This is a genomic window from Actinomyces sp., from assembly GCF_030530635.1.
Taxonomy (GTDB): Bacteria; Actinomycetota; Actinomycetes; order Actinomycetales; family Actinomycetaceae; genus Actinomyces.
Map to the genome: position 1 here is coordinate 19,997 of NZ_JAUMUL010000006.1, position 17,241 is coordinate 37,237.

Genomic DNA, 17,241 nt, shown 5'->3' on the forward strand with positions numbered 1-17,241 from the left:
ATGCTCATAGCGCTGGATCCGACCGCATACTTCCGCTCAGGTCGGCGGCAGGCTAGGGGGCCCGCCTGGGCAAAGGCCGTGGACCGGTTAAAGGCCGGCGGGAAGCGGCAGCCGGGAGATCACCCGCAGACGCCGCGTCGGTCGTGTCATCGCCACGTACAGGTCGCCGGGGCCGGTCTCCGCTATAGCTGCGGGATCCACGAGCACCACCACGTCGAACTCCAGTCCCTTGGACAGGCGCGGTCCCATCACAGCTAGTCGACTGCGCAGAATATCGCCGTCCCGTGTTCGCATGGCCGACACCAGGTCGGGATCCTGAGCCAGCAGCGCCGCAGTCGACTGCGGCTCGGTGGTGATGACGGCGATGCGCCCCGCCCCCACGCCCACCGCCGCATCCAGCGTGGCGGACTCCTGGGTCACCGCCTCGCGCAGGGCCACGCCCCAGGCCGCATTGGCGCGATCGTCGTGGCCTTCCGGCGCGATGGCCGCGGGGGATTGGGACAGGTCGTCGACTGCCAGACAGTCGGGCAGGTCCCGCACTGAGGTCACCGGGTAGGCCACCGGTGCACCGAGTTCGGCGGACACCCGCTCGGCCGCGCGCATGATTGTGGCCGGTGTGCGGTAGCAGACCGTCAGGGCCTCCTCACGCAATGGTGTCGAGGCCCTTTCGAGGCGCGATGCACCCCCGCCCCGATGGCGTGTACGGGGACGCGTACCCAGGGCCGAGAGCAGGTGCCGCCACGATTCCGGCCGACTCGGGCCCGAGTACTGGGCCAGGTCGCCCACGATGGTGAAGGAACGCACCGGACAGCGGCGCGCCAAAGCCCGCCACGCCATGGCCCCCAGCTCCTGGGCCTCGTCGACGACGACGTGCCCATAGGTCCAGCTGCGGTCCGCCCGGGCCCGCTCGGCCAGGGTCAGGGACGGCCCCGAGTTCTCCATCCGATCCGCCAACATCTCGGCGCTGACCATGCCGTCACCCAGATCCTGCGACTCGATCGCCTGTGCGGCGTAGGCCACGAGAGACTCGCGTCGCCGGGCCTCCAGCCGGGCGCGGCGGGCCTCGGCATCCTCGCTGGGCCCCAGCAGCTCCGCCAACTCATCAATCAGTGGCACGTCCGCCTCCGTGAGCTCACTGCCCACCGGCCGCTCCAGTAAACGACGCTCCTCCGGCTTCAGCTCGGAGGCGATCCGGGCGAGCAGAGCGGGGCGGGACCACAATCGCTCCAGCAAGCCGACCGGTGTCGTCGGCATCCAGCACAGGTTGATCTCCCGGCGCGCGTCACGGGAGGTGCGAATATCCTCGCGAATCCAGGCGCGGGTGTCGGCGTCGCTGGCGTCCTGGCGGGTGGCGGCGGCGAACTGATCGGTCAGGCGCTCCAACAGCCACAGCACGAAGGTTTCACGTGCCAGGTTGTGGGGCTTGCCGCTGCGCCGTGCCCGGGCTGCGGCCTCACGCACGTCGGCGGGCAACAGCTTAAGGCGCGTGCCCTGGACCAAGATCTCCCGGGGCGCGTCTGGTATCCGCTGCAGGTCGCGCACCGCCCGACGCAGAATGTCAGCCCACACCCAGCGCGCCTTGAGCTCGGCCACCTCGCCCGGCTCGGTGCCGCGAGCGCGCACGCCCGGCACCAGGTCCGCCAATGTGGTCGATACCACACCTGTCTCGCCCAGGGAGGGCAGCACCTGCTCCACGTACCGCAGGAAGGTACGTGAAGGCCCTACCAGCAGCACGCCGGAGCGTTCCAGACGCTCACGTTCGGCGTAGAAGAGGTAGGCCACCCGGTGCAGGGCCACCGCCGTCTTCCCGGTGCCCGGCCCTCCCTGCACCACCAACACCCCCTTACCGTCGCCGGTAACCACTCGGTCCTGCTCGGCTTGGATGGTGGCGACGATGTCCCCCATGCGTCCGTCGCGTGCGGCCGACATGGCGGCGATCAGCGCCCCCTCGCCCTGCAGGCCGTCGATGGCTGTGTCGGCTGGTTCCGGCGCGGCCGCAGTCGTCGGCACCGCGGCGCTCGCGGCACGCACATCGATCAGTTCGTCCTCCAGGCCGATCACGCGGCGAGCGCGGGTGTCGATGTGGCGACGCCTTATCAGGCCCATGGGGTCGGAGGCGGTGGCCTGGTAGAACCCCCGGGACAACGGGGCGCGCCAGTCCAGCACCACCTCACGATGGCGGGCGTCGTGCAGGCCTATACGGCCCACGTAGTGGCGTCTGCCCGCCGCCGTGACATCGTCGGTCGCCGCCGATTCGGGAACGACGCCAGTGCCGTCGGCGCCTTCAGTATTCGGCTGCGCCATGTCCATGCGCCCGAACACCAGCCGTTCCTCCACTCCCTCCAAGGAGGCGACCAGATCGGCGTAGTGAACCGCGTAGGCGTCCCGCTCCCCGCGCGACTGGTGCGTGCCGGAAGCCCCACGGGCCTGCGTGCTTGCCAGTGAATGGCGGGCCGCCGCCAGCTGGCGGTCCAGTTCGCCGTAGGCCGCTTCAATCACCGTCTGCTCCGAGGCGATCTCCCGGTCGCGGATTGTGGCCGCCACAGGCGGACGCTGCTGGGATGTAATCGACTCGGGTGAATCGGAAGACTCGGAGGAAGGGCGGTGTTGACTCACGTGATCTCGCTAGCGGTGCGGCCCCGTGGGGCGACTCGAACAAGGGTTGGAAGAAGCGGCGGTGGTGGTCGACAGGCTTCTGGATGGCGTCGTGTACGGTGGTAGTGCGTCGGCGAGGCACCTCCTGCGGGGCGGCACCCGCGTCGACGGGGATCGCCCATTATCTCCCCGCCGACCCGATCGACCACCCGTGTCCCGGCCTGTTCGCCGGGAGTGGAGCCGCGGGGCTCGACCGCGGCCCGCTCACGGGGTCGGGAACATGCGCCACCGCAATGGTGTTGCACCAGCCGACGCATGTTCGCCCGCGTGGACCACAGCGGTCCCCAGGCGGCGTCGGGATCATCAACACGAGCGCCAAAAGCGCGGGAGGAGGAGCAATGCGAACGCTATACACCGTGGAGCACCCCGCGGAGGAGCCCGTCTCGCCGCGTGTGCTCCTGCACCACTTCGAGGGAGCCATGGATGCCGGCCACGCCGGCTCCCTCGCCGTTGACCAACTCGTCATGACTCTGCCTCGCACCCGCCTGGCCACCTTCGACATCGACTCCCTGATCGACTACCGGGCCCGTAGGCCGGTCATAACCTTCGACCGCAACACCTACACCGAGGTCGCCATGCCCGAGCTGGTCCTGGACCTGCTGCAAGACGATGAGGGTGAGGATCTGCTGCTCCTGCACGGATCGGAGCCCGACTACCACTGGCAGGAATTCATCGGGGCGGTCACCCATCTGGCGGTGTCCATGGGGGTGAGCCAGGCCGTCGGGATCAGCGGCATCCCTATGGCCATCCCACACACCCGTCCCACCTACGTGCACCTGCACGGTTCGCAGCCGGACAAGTTCCACTCGCAGACGGAGGTCTTCGGCCGCGTCGAACTGCCCGGCTCCATGAGTGCCCTGCTGGAACTGCGGCTGGGGGAGGCCGGCATAGACTCGCGCGGCCTGTCCGCCTCCATCCCGCACTACATCGCCCGTGACGACTTCCCGCAGGGCGCCGCCGCGCTGCTGCGGGCGGTGGCCGACAATACGGGTCTGGCGCTGCCCCTGGGGGACCTCGAGGCGGCCGCCAACGTCAACCGTGCCGAGATTGACGCAGAGGCCGCCCAGCAGCCCGAGGTCAGCGCCGTCGTCTCCGCCCTGGAGGCCCAGTACGACGCCATGTTGCAACAGACCGAGGGGCTGGACTTCGAGGGCGCGCCGACACTCGATCTGCCCAGCGCGGATGAGATCGGTGCCCGTCTGGAGGCCTTCCTGGAGGCCAATGAGAACACCTCCGGCGAAGGCCTGCAGCAGTAGCTGGAGGCGGCAGGAGCCGGAGGAGGACTGCGGCGGCTCAGTCGCCGGCGGGCAGGCGCGGCAGTGCCGGGTCGTTCGCCGGCCACGTGCGCACGGGCAGCGGCAGGCGGCGCGCCGCACGTTCCATGGCATCCAGTTCCGCGGGTTCCCACGCGCGCTCGCGGGCGATCAGTACCAGGTTCCCACGGCGTCTGCGCCGCACTACGGCGGGATCACCTACCACCAGCACGCCGCCGAACAGCTGGCGCAGCCGCGCCAACTCCGCCGCCACCGTCTGGCGCGGCGGGCACACGGCATTGGCCAGGTAGAGCCCGTCCGGCACCAGTACACGTCGGCACTCCGCCAGGAAGTCGTGACTCGCGCAGGCGGGCGGAACCTGCCCGCCGGTGAAGACATCGCGCACGACTACGTCCCACTCACCCGAATGCAGCGTTCTCACCGCATCAGCCGCGTCCCCGACCCGTATGCGCAGGCGCGGAGCGCGCGGCAGATCAAACCACTCGCGCACCTTGCCGGCCAGAATCGCATCGATCTCCACCGCGAGTTGGGTCGACCCCGGCCTGGCGGCGTCCCAGGCCCGGGCCAGGGCGCAGCCGGCCGCTCCCAGATGCGCCGCGTGCACCGGCGTCGTCGGCCCGCGCAGGGCGGACACGAGCGCATCCATCTGCTGCTGATACTCGAAATCCAGGTGCGTGGGATCCCACAGGTCGATCCACGAGGACTCGGCGTCGTCGAGCAGCAGCAGTACCCCCGTATCGCGCACCTCCAGACGAGCCGTCGCGTAGGAGGTGACAACCGGCAGCGTCGGCAGGGTCGCGGACGATCCGGCAGGAGTCCCGTCGGTGAGGCGGCGGCGTCGTTTCCGAGAGCGGGTTGACGGTTGACCACGTGTCACAGGGGCACGTTATCGTGGCCGCGTGAGATGCCGTCGGAGCGAGTTCGCTTTGACTCGCCTTCGGCGGTACCGGGATGCGCGGGGAGGTGAGTGGGCATGAGCCGGGCACCGCGGGCGGATGCCGCACGTCGCTCCTGGGGCGGGGACGACTCGGGCACTCCCGTTCTGCATGTGGATATGGATGCCTTCTTCGCCTCGGTGGAACTGCTGGAGCATCCGGAACTGGCAGGTCGCCCCGTGATCGTCGGTGGGCGTGACGGTCGTGGGGTCGTCTCCGCCGCCTCCTACGAGGCACGCGCCTTCGGCGTCACCTCGGCCATGCCCATGAACGAGGCCATGCGCCGCTGTCCCCGGGCGGTGGTGCTGCCGGTGCGTCACGGCCTGTACTCGGCCGTCTCCCAGCGGGTGATGAGCATCCTCGGTGAGGTCACTCCGATACTCGAACGGGTCAGCGTTGACGAGGCCTTCCTGGACGTGTCCGGCGCCCGTCGACGTATGGGCTCCCCGGTCGCCATCGGCCACTGGATCCGCCAAGAGGTGCGCAGTCGGGTGGGCGTTCCGGCCTCCGTCGGCATCGCCGCGACCAAATTCGTGGCCAAACTCGCCTCCGCGCACGCCAAGCCGGACGGATTGTTACTGGTGCCGGCGCAGGCCACTCAGGACTTTCTCAACGTGCTGCCGGTCGGTGCGTTGTGGGGCGTGGGGGATAAGAGCGCCCAGGCACTGGCACGCTGGGGCATCACCGACGTGTGGCAGTTGGCCGCCACTGACCTGCGCCGCCTGGAACGCATCCTCGGCCCCGCCGCCGCCCGCCACCTGCACGACCTGTCCAACGGGATCGATCCGCGTCCTGTCACCCCGGAGCGGGAAGAGAAGTCGGTCGGTACCGAGACCACCTTCTTCGATCACCTGACCGACCGCGACCACGCCCGGCGGGTCCTGCTGGATCAGGTCCATCAGTGTGCGGCCAGAATGCGCGCCGGCGGTATGCGTGGCCGCGTCGTTGTCCTGAAGGCCCGCGGCGCCGATTTCACTACTGTGACCCGCTCCCGCACCCTGTCCGCACCCACGGACCTGGCGCGCGATCTGTTCGCCGTGGTAGAGGTGCTCTTCGGCGCCCTGCCCACCCCGGGTGGTGGCTTCCGCCTGCTCGGAGTGCGGGTGGAGGGCCTGTCCCGCGCCGACGACGGCGTTCAGCTGCTGCTCGACGATGATCCGCGCCGCGGCGCACCCGAGCGGGCGGCCGACGCCGTGCGCCGGAGGTGGGGCGATGCCGCTCTCGCCCCGGCCAGCCTGCTGGCCCGGCCCGTGCCGACCGACGACGAGGACTGAGGCCGTCTCCCCGTACGGTCTCCCATGAGGCGGCCAGGCGTTGTCCGCGCTCGGCCGCCCACAAGACGGATCGGGCAGCCGCGCGTTGTTCTGTTCCAATTAAGGGGCGCTCCGGTTTTCCTCCTGTGACTACAAACGCCTATCCTTGGTATGTCCGGGCGGCTTGGCCGGGACGAGCCCGTCCAAGCCACCCACGTAGTCCCGTAGGCGGAGGGGAGGCGCGTCATGGCATTGTCGGAACGCGAGCAGCAGGTGCTACGCGACCTTGAGGAGCAACTCAGCGATGAGGACCCATCGCTGGCTGAAACCATGCAACATGCCGACAAGACACTGCGCCGGCCCTCGCCGCGCCGTATCGGTGCCGGCGTCGCCCTTCTACTCGTAGGTCTCACAGTCGTCATTGCAGGCGTGGCCGTTGGCAACGGCATCGGCTCCGTCGTCTTGGGCGTGGTCGGCTTCGCCCTGGCCGTGTGGGGCGTCACGCTCATGCTCACCGGTGCGACCTCCAAGGAGGGCACTGCGCCCTCCCGTGGCGCGAAGCGCTCCTCCTTCATGGAACGGCAGTCCGAGCGCTGGGACCGGCGCCGCGACGGCCGGAACTGACAGGCCTCACGCCTAACGCAACCCCCCTCCCGTCGAAACCGGCACGAATGACACGCCGAGACCGGTAGTACCACGAGCAGCCGGCGTGGGTCGGCAGACGTTGGGCAATATTGCGCCTGCTGCGATCCTAGGCGTCTCCTACCTCTACCTCTCCGGCCGCTCCCCTCGGCCCGGCCATCCCCCCGACTGACCGCCTGCCGTTCCCCTCCTCCGGCGCCAGGCGGATCTGCACCCACGTCCGGCTGCTCGCCGTGCCGCTCCCTCCACTTTCCTCCACTCCCGGTTGCACCGGCTCCCCGTGCGGTGCTGCCGCACCCATCTCGGCGGTGCACGCCCTACTGTTCGCCACGCCCGTGCCGCCAGTGCCCACCCGGTGCCCCCACTTTCCTCCACCCTCGCATAGTGGCGTGATTTCAAGGAATGACGGCGATGAGGAGACCGGCCGATACGATCCCGATGCCGCAGTGCGGCCGCATTGTGGAAGAAAAGGGAGGAAAGTGGAGTAATGTGGGGTGCAGCGGATCGTCGAGAGGAGAGGAAGGAGTGAGCGCAGCATGTTCCTGGGCACACACGCTCCCCGCCTCGACGAGAAGGGCCGGCTCATCCTCCCGGCCAAGTTCCGTGAGGAACTGGCTGGAGGGGTGATCCTCACCCGCGGCCAGGAGCACTGCATCTACGCCTTCACCTCCGCCGAGTTCGAGCGCATGTACGCCCAGCTGCGTGAGGCGCCCTTGGCTCAGAAGCAGGCGCGTGACTACATCCGAGTCATGCTCTCCGGTGCTGACTCTCAGATTCCCGACAAGCAGGGACGCATCACCATCCCCGCACCGTTGCGCGCCTACGCCGGTCTCGGCCGCGATCTGGCGGTCATTGGGGCCGGCGCGCGCGTGGAGATCTGGGACGCAGGGGCCTGGGAGACCTATCTGGCCGCCCAGGAGCAGGTCTTCGCCGACACCGCCGAGGAGATCATCCCCGGCTTCTTCTGATCCGGCCGTGCCGGAAGCAGTCTCAAAACCGAATACTCGCAGCCGCCGGGCATCCGGCTATCAAAGCCGAATGTTCCGGAGGGCCGTAGACGGGCCCCGCTCCGTGAGGTCTCCGCCCGCCCCTGCGTCCGACGCCTCTTCCCCGGCGCCGGAACCTGCGGGAGGAGTCCTGGCGCAGCGGCGTCCCCGGACGGCGCTCCACATAGCCCAATAACGCCAAGCACACCCTTACAGCGCACCCCTCGTGGGCGGGCTGCCGATACGGAACCGGGATGAGAGGAGGATCATCGTGAGTAACACCCCAGCCGCGCAACCGGTGGCGTCCGCCGCCGACGTTGCCAACCGGCACACGCCCGTCCTCCTGGATAGCTGCCTGGACCTGCTCGCGCCGGCACTCACCGGCGCCGAGCCGGTCATGATCGACTGCACGCTCGGCATGGGTGGACATTCCGAAGGTGCCTTGGAGCGCTTCCCCGAGTTGACAGTCGTCGGCATAGACCGGGACCCGCAGGCCATTGCTCTGGCCACGTCGCGTCTGAGCCGCTTCGGGGAACGATTCCGAGTCGTGCGGGGCACCTACGACACCGTCGACGCGGTTGCTCGCTCCGCCTCTTCCCGAGCCGACGGCACGGTCGACGCCGTCCTCATGGACTTGGGTGTGTCCTCCCTCCAACTCGACGACGTCGACCGGGGGTTCTCCTACGCCCAGCAGGCCCCGCTGGACATGCGTATGGACCAGACCTCCGGACGTACTGCCGCGGAACTGTTGGACACCGTCGCTGAGCAAGAGCTGGCCCACATTCTGCGCACTTACGGCGAGGAACGCTTCGCTGCTCGCATAGCTGCCGCCATTGTGCGTCGTCGAAACGCCGGTCGGCCCGTCACCAACACCGCGGAGCTGACCGAGTTGGTGCGCGAGGCGATTCCCGCCGCGGCCCGTCGTCGGGGTGGGAACCCGGCCAAACGCACCTTTCAGGCGCTGCGCATAGCCGTCAACGGGGAGCTCGACCTGCTTGAAGTGGGGGTGCCGCGGGCCCTCAATTCCCTGCGGGTCGGTGGACGGCTCGTCATCGAGTCGTACCAGAGTCTGGAGGACCGCATCGTCAAACAGGCCCTGGCCGCAGGTGCGGCTCCGGGTACACCCGCAGACCTGCCGGTGATCCCGCCCGAGTTGGAGCCCTATCTGGAGCTGGTGACTCGAGGGGCGCAGAAGGCGGATGCGGCCGAGATGGCCGCCAATCCTCGTAGTGCCTCCGTGCGCCTACGGGCAGCCGTACGCATACGCCCCGCCGACCAGGCCCCCGCCCCGTACCGCACCGACTTCTCCACAGCCGTCAGAACCAGAGGAAGGAACCGCCGATGACCACCGCAAAGGTTCGCCGGAGTGCCACGGTCGATCCGTCGTGGCGTGCACTCACCGACGGCGCCACCGCTCGCGCCGCGAGCCGTAGCGCGCCGCAGTCCGCGGCCGAGACCTCGCCGCAGCCGGAGCTGCGCGTCGTGCGGGGCATCGTGCCCTCCCGGCGCACTCTGCCCTTCCTGGTCCTGGTCGTCGGCATTCTCGCATGCGCGCTGGTGTCCACCATGCTGCTCAACGCGCGCATGGCGGACACGGCCTACAAGATGAAGACCGCGCAGGTCGAGCTCAACGTCCTGTCCGATCACATCGAAACCGTGCGCGCGGACGTGCAGGAGGCCTCGGCCGCTGATGCCTTGGCCGCCCGTGCGGCGGAGCTGGGTATGGTTCCGGCCGCCGCCCCCGGCGTCATCGACCTGAGCAACTCCACTCTGGCGGGTGGCACCGCCGCCGCGGCGGAAGACACCAAGTGAATTCGGTCAACCCCAGCCGTCGCCGTGTCCTGCAGATCATGGGAATGGCAGGATTCGGTGCGCTGACAGCCAAGACCGCCTGGCTGCAGGTGGTCAACGGACCGTCCCTGGCCGCGGTGGCCCAGGCGGAACGCACCGTCACCTGGGTCAACCGCGCCCCCCGCGGTGACATCCTGGGTCGAGATGGTACGGTCCTCGCCTCCTCCGCCGTGTCCTACGACATCGGCGTCAACCAGGTGAAAGTGGCCCAGTACGAGCGTACCGAGATGCAGAACGATCCCGGTACCGGGCAGGCCAGGAGCGTTGTCATCGGACATGGCGCCGCGGCGGCCGCCGAGCAGATGGCCGAGATCCTGGGGATGGACGCGCAAGAACTAGGGGCGAAGATGGTGGGGGAGTCCACATATGTGGTCATCGCCGAGGCCGTCGCCCCGGACACCTGGAGGCGTATCAACGCCTTGGCGATTCCCGGCGTCGAGCCGGACCAGCGCACTCGCCGCATCTACCCGGCGGGTTCGGTCGCCGGCAACGTCCTGGGGTACACCTATGAGGGGGACGGGCGCGCTTTGATCGGATCCGCAGGTCTGGAGCTGACTCAGAATGATGCGCTCACCGGTGTCGATGGGCGGGGCAGCGTAGAGGTCGGCAAATCCGGGGCCATAATCCCCACCGGCGAGCAGGAGGAGGTTGCGTCCACTCCGGGAGTAGGCGTGCGCACCACCATCAACCCCGACCTGCAGGCCGTGGCTCAGGAGGCGATCGATGAGGTCGTCGACGCCCAGGGTGCCGATTGGGGATGTGTGGTAGTCATGGAGCCCGCTACCGGCAAGCTCCTGGTGCTCGCCGACTCCGACGCCGTTAATCCCGCCAGCCCGGCGGACACCCCGGAGGCTTCCCGCAACGCACGCTCGGTTCAGTCCATCTTCGAGCCCGGCAGTGTAGGCAAGGTGGTCACCTTCGCCGCCGCCCTCGAAGAGGGCGTCATGGATCCCGAGGACACCTGGACAGTCCCCTACAGTTGGACCGCCGCCAACGGGCAGAGCTTCCATGACTCCCACTACCACGAGACCCAGACCCTCACCTCCGCGGGAGTGCTGGCCGAGTCTTCCAATGTCGGTACCGTACAGATCGGCGAGCGACTCGACGACGCCGTCCGCTATGACTACTTGAAGCGATTCGGCTTCGGCGAGGTCACCGGCATTGAGATGCCAGCAGAGTCCGCGGGCATGGTTACCGCCGCCGCCGATTGGGATGACCGCACCCGCTACACCACCATGTTCGGCCAAGGCATCGCCGGCACCGCCCTGCAGGCAGCCCAGGTACTGGCCACTGTTGCCAACCGGGGTGTGCGCGTGGCCCCGCGGGTGGTGGATGCCTGGATCGACGGCGAGGGCAAGGCGACTGAGCAGGAGGCTCCCGCGGGGGTGCGGGTGATCAGCGAGGCGACCGCTCAGACACTCACGCAGATGCTGATCGGCGTCACCCAGGAGGGCGGCACCGCTGAGTCCGCCTCCATCGACGGCTACCTGGTGGCCGGAAAGACCGGCACTACGGAGATCCTCACCGAGGACGGTACGGTGGCCTCATTCGTCGGCTTCACCCCAGCACACGATCCGGCCATAGCCGTCGCCGTATTCGTCTATCGCCCCCGCGATACCTACGGCGGCACGGTCTCCGCGCCAGTTTTCCGTAAGGTCGCCCTGGCCGCCATGCACTCCCTGGGAATCGCCCCGGATCCCGGTGTCATAGCGGCTCAGGCGGCGGCCGAGGCGGATGCGGCCGCCGAAGCTGCACGCAATGAAAGCGGAGATGAGGAAGGATGAGTACCCTCTTCCTGGCATGCGCCGTCCGTGCCCGGCGGCCATCACTGTTATGTCACGATAGATTGAGGACCCATGAGCAACCACGCCTACGAGTCGGCCGCACGGCTGCGCCCGCATCGGTGTACGCCCACACCCGTGAGCGACCTCGCCCGGGACTTCGCGCTGACCCCCGCGGTGCGTGAGGACGGCGGCGTCGCCCCATTGGAGGGGCTGGTAGTCAATGGCGTGAGCGTGGACTCCGCAGATGTGATGCCCGGCGAGTTGTTCACCGCCCTGCCCGGTTTCAAGACCCACGGGGCCGCCTACGCCTCCGAGGCCGTCGCCGCCGGTGCGGTCGCCGTCCTGACCGACCCGGCCGGTGCCACCATGGTGCATGAATCCTGCCCAGAGGTCCCGGTGCTCACGCACCCCGACCCGCGCGCGGTGGTCGGCCCACTGGCTGCCGCCGTCTACCATCGGCCGGGCGAGCACGTGCTTACCACCGCCGTGACCGGGACCAACGGCAAGACCACCACCTCCTATTTCCTGGAAGCGATGCTTTCGGCCCACCGCGCCGCCTGCATGGTCGCCGGTACGGTTGAACTGCGCGTGGGTGCGCTGGCTGTGGAGTCCCCCCGTACCACCGTCGAAGCGCCCGTGCTGCAACGCATGCTGGCCCTGGCCGTGGAGGAGGGCGTGGGCGCCGCCAGTCTGGAGGCCTCCAGCCACGCCATCGTGCTGCACCGTCTGGACGGGCTGGTGGTGGATGTCGCCGGTTTCACCAACCTTCAGCGCGACCACTTGGATTTCCACAAGACCATGCCGGAGTATCTGGACGCCAAGGCGCAGCTGTTCACCCCCGCCCATGCCCGCCGCGCGGTGGTGTGCGTCGACGATGAATGGGGCGTCCAGCTGGCTGAGCGCATCGCCGCCGCCGGCTGCCTCCCAGTGGATCGGGTGCGGGCCTATCCGGCCTCCCAGACCGAGGGCGGCACCGACTGGTGGGTCACCGATGCCGCTGTGTCGATGACGGACGCCGCCACCACCTTCACCCTGCACGGCCCCGCCGGAGAGGTCATCAACGCCTCCTGCCCGCTGCCCGGGCTGGTGAACGTGCAGAATGCCGCCCTGGCCCTAGTCATGGCCATCCGGGCCGGTGTGCCGCAGGAGACTGCCGTGACCGCCCTGGCCGGTGCGCATAACATCCCCGGCCGTATGCAGCGCATCAGCCGGCGCGACGGGGTACGCGGCACCTGCATCGTCGACTTCGCCCACACTCCTGACGCCATGGAGCTGACCCTGCAGGCCGTGCGTCAGATCACTCCGGGACGTTTGATTGTCGTTTTCGGTTCTGACGGCGACCGCGACCGAGGCAAGCGCCCCATGCTCGGTCAGGTCTGTGCGCGCCTGGCCGACGTGCTCGTGGTCACTGACGAGAATCCGCGCGGAGAGGAGCCGCAGTCCATCCGTGACGCCATCCTGGAGGGGGTTCGCTCGGTGCGTCCCGACCTACACGATGTTGAGGAGATCACCACTTGGCGCGGCGACGCCGTGCGCCGCGGCGTTGAGCTGTGCGGGCCGCAGGACACGGTCATCGTCACCGGTAAGGGACATGAGCCCTTCCTGGAGATGGCAGACGAATTCATCCGCTACAACGACGCCCCCGTCATGCGGGACGCCGTCAACGCCAAGTGGGGAGCGGGGGAGTCCGCATGATCGACCGCACCCTATTCGAGGTCGCTGCCCTGGCCGGCGGCGAACTTCTTCCGGCCGGCCCGGCCACGGATGCCTTGACCGTTTCCTCGGTGGTGACGGACTCCCGCCGGATCGGCCCCGGGGCCCTGTTCGTCGCCCTGGCGGGCGAGCGCACCGACGGACACACCCATGTCGGCACGGCCGCGGCCGCCGGTGCCGCCGCCGCCCTGGTCAGCGATGTGGATACCGCCCGTACCGCCCTGGCGGATGCCGATGTCGCCCTGCCGCTGATCGCGGTGTCGGACACCGTCGCGGCACTCGGAGCGCTCGCCCGGGGTCACCTGACCGATCTGCGTCGCCGCGCCGCACGCCGAGGCGGGGCATTGACCGTGGTCGCCGTCACCGGATCGGTCGGTAAGACCACCACGAAGGACCTGACCCGGCAACTGCTGGCAGCCCAGGCGCCCACCGTCGCCCCGGTGGCCTCTTTCAACAATGAGATCGGACTGCCGCTGACCGTGCTGGAGGCCGATGCCGACACCCGTTACCTAGTGCTGGAGATGGGTGCATCCGGACCCGGCCACATCGCCTACCTGACGGACATAGCCCCGTTGGATGCCGGCGCCGTTCTGATGGTCGGCCACGCCCACATGGAGGGCTTCGGAACGGTGGACGGCGTGGCTCGCGCCAAGAGTGAGATCGTCGGCGGTCTGCTGCCCACCGGTACCGCCGTGCTCAACCACGACGACGCCCGTGCCGTCGCCATGGCGGAACTGGCTCCCGCGGTACTGACCTTCTCCGCGGACGGCGCCCCCGACGCCGACATTCGCGCCACGGATGTCGCCCTGGGCCGGGACGCCCACGCCGTCTTCGACCTGCATCTGCCGGGACGTACCGTCACAGGTGTGCGACTGGCCGTTCCCGGTGCCCACAACGTATCCAACGCCCTGGCCGCCGTCGGCCTGGCGCTGGCCGCCGGCGCGGATCCCGAGCAGATCGTGGCCTCGCTTGGGACGGCCCGCATGGAGAGTCCGCATCGCATGGACGTGACTCGCCTGGGTGGGGACGTGTTGCTCATTGACGACGCCTACAACGCCAACATCGACTCCATGACGGCGGCCCTGGACTCTCTGCGTGCCCTCGCCGGCCACCGCCGCCGAGTCGCCATCATCTCCGAGATGCTGGAACTGGGCGACGCCTCGGCCACCGACCACGCCCGTACCGGCGAGTTGGCCGCGGCCGCCGGCGTGAGCCTACTGATCACCGTCGGTTCCGGCGCCGCCCCGGCGGCCGCCGCCGCCCGAACCGCCGGCGTGAGAGTATTCGAATTGCCCGACGCCGATGCGGCACTGGCGGTCCTGGACGCACCAGGCGGTCTGCTGCAAGACGGCGATGCCGTCCTCGTCAAGGGATCCCACGGGTCCGGCGCCTGGCGCCTGGCCGATCACCTCCGGGACAGTCTCAAGGAGATGCACACCCAATGACAGCAATCCTCGTGTCCGCGGCGGTTGGCCTGCTGACCACCCTACTTGGGACGCCCCTGCTCATCCGTTTCCTCCACAAGCGTGAGTACGGGCAGTTCATCCGGCAGGACGGCCCCCAGGGCCATTTCACTAAACGCGGTACGCCCACCATGGGTGGACTGGTCATCATCGTTGCCACGGCGCTCGGTTACGCGGTGGCCAACCTGATCGAATTACGCACCCCGCATGCCAGCGGCGTGCTGTTGCTCTTCCTGATCGCCGGGCTGGGGCTGATCGGCTTCCTGGACGACTTCGCGAAGATCTCCAAGCAGCGCTCGCTGGGGCTCAGCCCCTGGCAGAAGATTCTCGGCCAGGCATTCATCGGCATCACCTTCTCAGTCGTGGCGCTGAACTTCGCCAACCGAAATGGGCTCACCCCCGCTTCCACCAGGATCTCCTTCGCTCGCGACTCGAACCTGGATCTGGCCTTCGCCGGCGCTGTAGGCGGCATCATCCTGTTCACCATCTGGTCCAACTTCCTGATCACCGCCTGGTCCAACGCCGTTAATCTCACCGACGGGCTCGACGGTCTGGCTGCAGGTTCCTCCGCCATGGTGTTCGCCGCCTACACCCTCATCGGGGTGTGGCAGACCAACCAGTCGTGCACCTACGGGCACGGCGACGTGGTCGCCACCCTGTGCTATCAGACCCGTGACCCGCGGGACATGGCCATGATCGCCGCCGCCCTCATGGGCGCCTGCTTCGGCTTCCTGTGGTGGAATGCCTCACCCGCCAAGATCTTCATGGGAGACACCGGCTCTCTGGCCCTGGGTGGTGCTGTGGCCGGGCTGTCCATCCTCACCCGCACCGAGTTCCTGGCCGTGCTCATCGGCGGTCTGTTCGTCGCCGAGGTCATGAGCGACATCATCCAGGTGGTCTCCTTCAAATCGACCGGCAAGCGGGTATTCCGTATGGCCCCGCTGCACCACCACTTCGAATTGGGCGGCTGGACCGAGGTCAATGTCGTCATCCGTTTCTGGATCATCACCGGCGTGTGCGTAGTACTCGGCCTGGGGCTGTTCTACGCCGAGTACCTGGTCTCCTAGGACTCAGCCTCGGCCCCGCGCCCCGGAGCCGTCGCCCGCAGGCGTCCAGTATCAACAACCAGTCACCGTCAAGCAGAGGTCAAAGGCAGCGATGAGCAGCAGTACATCGGTTGAGGCGCTTATCGGGGCGCGCGTGGGAGTGATCGGACTCGGCCGCACCGGGCTCGCCGTCGTCGACGTACTGACCGGTTTGGGCGCCCAGGTGACGGTATTCGACGCCCGGCAAGGTGCCGTCGACGCCGTGGCCAGTACGCTCGGCGCCACTACGGCCTCCCGCCTGGCCGGTGCCGTCGTGGGCGACGATGCAAGGATCGCCGCTGCCATCAACGATTCGCGCGTGCGTCTGCTCATCGTCTCGCCCGGTGTGCCGGCAACCGGACCGGTGTTGGCCGCCGCCCGCGCCCAGAAGATCGAGATCTGGAGCGAAATCGAACTGGCCTGGCGGTTCCAGCGCGCCTCCGCGCGGCCCGACGTTCCCTGGCTGGCAGTGACCGGCACTGACGGCAAGACCACCACCGTCGGCATGCTCGCAGCCATCCTGGCCGCAGCCGGCCTGGACGCGCCCGCGGTCGGCAACATCGGCGCTCCGGCCATCACCACGGTTGGCTCGGGACATCCTGACGTCCTGGCCGTGGAGCTGTCCAGCTTCCAGCTGCACTCGACCCACACCCTCAGCCCCTTGGCCGCCACTTGCCTTAACGTCGCCCCCGACCACCTGGACTGGCACGGTTCCCTGGCGGCGTACACGGCCGACAAGGCGCGCATCTACGCCCGCACCCGCCGTGCGGCCGTCTACAACGCCGCCGACGCCGCCACCGTGACCATGGTTGAAGACGCCGACGTGGCCCCGGGCTGCCGTGCCATCGGCTTCACCGCCTCCGCACCGGCGCTCGGTCAGATCGGTCGCGTCGAGGACATCCTCGTCGACCGCGCCTACCACGCCGATCGGCGCCGCAGCGGAGCCGAACTCGGCACCCTGGCGGACCTGGCCCACCTCGCCCCCGGGGGTGACGCCGCTCGCCTGCCCGTCCACGTCGTCGCCGACGCCCTGGCCGCGGCCGCCCTGGCCCTGGCCACCGATGCGGTCGCCGCCGACCCGACGGCGATCGCCCGCGGTCTGCGCGCCTACCAATCCGGTGCCCACCGCATCGTCACCGTCGCACAGGGCCGGGGCGTTACCTGGATCGACGACTCCAAAGCCACCAATCCCCACTCCGCCCAGGCCGCCCTGACCGCCCTGCCCGAGGGCACCGGTGTGTGGATCGTCGGCGGCCAGACCAAGGGCGTCTCCTTCCAGGAGTTGGTGCGGGCTGTCACCCCTCACCTGCGCGGAGCCGTCGTCATCGGGCGCGACCAGACCACCGTGCTGGAGGCGCTGGCCAAGCAGGCGCCGGGACTACCCGTGACCACGATCCCGGATGGGAGCCCCGAAGCCGTCACCGACGCCGCGGTCGCTGCGGCGGACGTCATGGCCCGCCCCGGTGATACCGTCATGCTCGCCCCCGCCTGCGCCTCCTGGGATCAGTTCGATTCCTACGCCCAGCGTGGCGAACTGTTCGCGCGGGCCGCCGCCCACCGGGCACGGCGCAGCGCCTCCGCCGAAGAGGGGGACCACTGA

The 17,241-nt window shown here is 68.9% G+C and carries 13 protein-coding genes; 11 read left to right on the forward strand and 2 right to left on the reverse strand.

Annotation, left to right across the window (positions count from 1 at the left end; translation table 11 throughout):
* Positions 1–87: 87 nt before the first annotated feature.
* The gene (locus tag Q4A20_RS02880; protein ID WP_303120081.1) at positions 88–2,544 is read right to left on the reverse strand and encodes an AAA family ATPase; all 2,457 of its coding nucleotides are present in this window, start codon (positions 2,542–2,544) and stop codon (positions 88–90) included.
* A gap of 449 nt (positions 2,545–2,993) precedes the next feature.
* Here Q4A20_RS02880 and Q4A20_RS02885 point away from each other — a divergent pair, with 449 nt between their 5' ends.
* Positions 2,994–3,911 carry a PAC2 family protein gene (locus Q4A20_RS02885; protein WP_303120083.1) on the forward strand — a complete coding sequence of 306 codons (918 nt, stop codon included), beginning with the start codon at positions 2,994–2,996 and terminating at the stop codon, positions 3,909–3,911.
* Positions 3,912–3,948: 37 nt separating this feature from the next.
* Here Q4A20_RS02885 and Q4A20_RS02890 read toward each other — a convergent pair whose 3' ends face one another.
* Positions 3,949–4,806 carry a spermidine synthase gene (locus tag Q4A20_RS02890; protein ID WP_368502413.1) on the reverse strand — a complete coding sequence of 286 codons (858 nt, stop codon included), beginning with the start codon at positions 4,804–4,806 and terminating at the stop codon, positions 3,949–3,951.
* Positions 4,807–4,902: 96 nt separating this feature from the next.
* Here Q4A20_RS02890 and dinB point away from each other — a divergent pair, with 96 nt between their 5' ends.
* The 10 genes from dinB (at position 4,903) to murD (ending at position 17,241) form a co-directional block, all read left to right on the forward strand.
* A complete protein-coding gene (gene dinB / locus Q4A20_RS02895; RefSeq protein WP_303120086.1) occupies positions 4,903–6,138 on the forward strand; it encodes a DNA polymerase IV in 1,236 nt (411 codons plus the stop codon).
* Positions 6,139–6,363: 225 nt separating this feature from the next.
* A complete protein-coding gene (locus Q4A20_RS02900; RefSeq protein ID WP_303120089.1) occupies positions 6,364–6,741 on the forward strand; it encodes a DUF3040 domain-containing protein in 378 nt (125 codons plus the stop codon).
* Between the two features lie 554 nt (positions 6,742–7,295).
* Positions 7,296–7,727: a division/cell wall cluster transcriptional repressor MraZ gene (gene mraZ, locus Q4A20_RS02905; RefSeq protein ID WP_303120092.1), complete on the forward strand. Its 432-nt coding sequence runs from the start codon at positions 7,296–7,298 to the stop codon at positions 7,725–7,727.
* A gap of 289 nt (positions 7,728–8,016) precedes the next feature.
* Positions 8,017–9,090: a 16S rRNA (cytosine(1402)-N(4))-methyltransferase RsmH gene (gene rsmH, locus Q4A20_RS02910; protein ID WP_303120096.1), complete on the forward strand. Its 1,074-nt coding sequence runs from the start codon at positions 8,017–8,019 to the stop codon at positions 9,088–9,090.
* The gene (locus Q4A20_RS02915; protein ID WP_303120099.1) at positions 9,087–9,557 is read left to right on the forward strand and encodes a hypothetical protein; all 471 of its coding nucleotides are present in this window, start codon (positions 9,087–9,089) and stop codon (positions 9,555–9,557) included. The genes rsmH and Q4A20_RS02915 overlap by 4 nt, the downstream gene beginning before the upstream one ends.
* A gap of 38 nt (positions 9,558–9,595) precedes the next feature.
* Positions 9,596–11,380: a penicillin-binding protein 2 gene (locus tag Q4A20_RS02920; protein ID WP_303120188.1), complete on the forward strand. Its 1,785-nt coding sequence runs from the start codon at positions 9,596–9,598 to the stop codon at positions 11,378–11,380.
* A gap of 72 nt (positions 11,381–11,452) precedes the next feature.
* A complete protein-coding gene (locus Q4A20_RS02925) occupies positions 11,453–13,075 on the forward strand; it encodes a UDP-N-acetylmuramoyl-L-alanyl-D-glutamate--2,6-diaminopimelate ligase (RefSeq protein WP_303120101.1) in 1,623 nt (540 codons plus the stop codon).
* Positions 13,072–14,538, forward strand: a complete 1,467-nt coding sequence (gene murF / locus Q4A20_RS02930; protein WP_303120103.1) for a UDP-N-acetylmuramoyl-tripeptide--D-alanyl-D-alanine ligase — start codon at positions 13,072–13,074, stop codon at positions 14,536–14,538. Before Q4A20_RS02925 ends, murF begins: the two co-directional genes overlap by 4 nt.
* Complete coding sequence (gene mraY / locus Q4A20_RS02935; protein ID WP_303120105.1) at positions 14,535–15,623, forward strand: phospho-N-acetylmuramoyl-pentapeptide-transferase; 1,089 nt, start codon at positions 14,535–14,537, stop codon at positions 15,621–15,623. Before murF ends, mraY begins: the two co-directional genes overlap by 4 nt.
* 91 nt (positions 15,624–15,714) lie before the next feature.
* Positions 15,715–17,241, forward strand: coding sequence for a UDP-N-acetylmuramoyl-L-alanine--D-glutamate ligase (murD, locus tag Q4A20_RS02940; protein WP_303120107.1), 1,527 nt, complete (start codon positions 15,715–15,717; stop codon positions 17,239–17,241).

Bases quoted from the DNA above. Each gene is read 5' to 3' on its own strand.
- Q4A20_RS02900 (WP_303120089.1), top strand. From the start codon at position 6,364: ATGGCATTGTCGGAACGCGAGCAGCAGGTGCTACGCGACCTTGAGGAG.
- murD (WP_303120107.1), top strand. From the start codon at position 15,715: ATGAGCAGCAGTACATCGGTTGAGGCGCTTATCGGGGCGCGCGTGGGA.
- Q4A20_RS02915 (WP_303120099.1), top strand. From the start codon at position 9,087: ATGACCACCGCAAAGGTTCGCCGGAGTGCCACGGTCGATCCGTCGTGG.
- Q4A20_RS02885 (WP_303120083.1), top strand. From the start codon at position 2,994: ATGCGAACGCTATACACCGTGGAGCACCCCGCGGAGGAGCCCGTCTCG.
- Q4A20_RS02920 (WP_303120188.1), top strand. From the start codon at position 9,596: ATGGGAATGGCAGGATTCGGTGCGCTGACAGCCAAGACCGCCTGGCTG.
- mraY (WP_303120105.1), top strand. From the start codon at position 14,535: ATGACAGCAATCCTCGTGTCCGCGGCGGTTGGCCTGCTGACCACCCTA.
- Q4A20_RS02925 (WP_303120101.1), top strand. From the start codon at position 11,453: ATGAGCAACCACGCCTACGAGTCGGCCGCACGGCTGCGCCCGCATCGG.
- dinB (WP_303120086.1), top strand. From the start codon at position 4,903: ATGAGCCGGGCACCGCGGGCGGATGCCGCACGTCGCTCCTGGGGCGGG.
- mraZ (WP_303120092.1), top strand. From the start codon at position 7,296: ATGTTCCTGGGCACACACGCTCCCCGCCTCGACGAGAAGGGCCGGCTC.
- murF (WP_303120103.1), top strand. From the start codon at position 13,072: ATGATCGACCGCACCCTATTCGAGGTCGCTGCCCTGGCCGGCGGCGAA.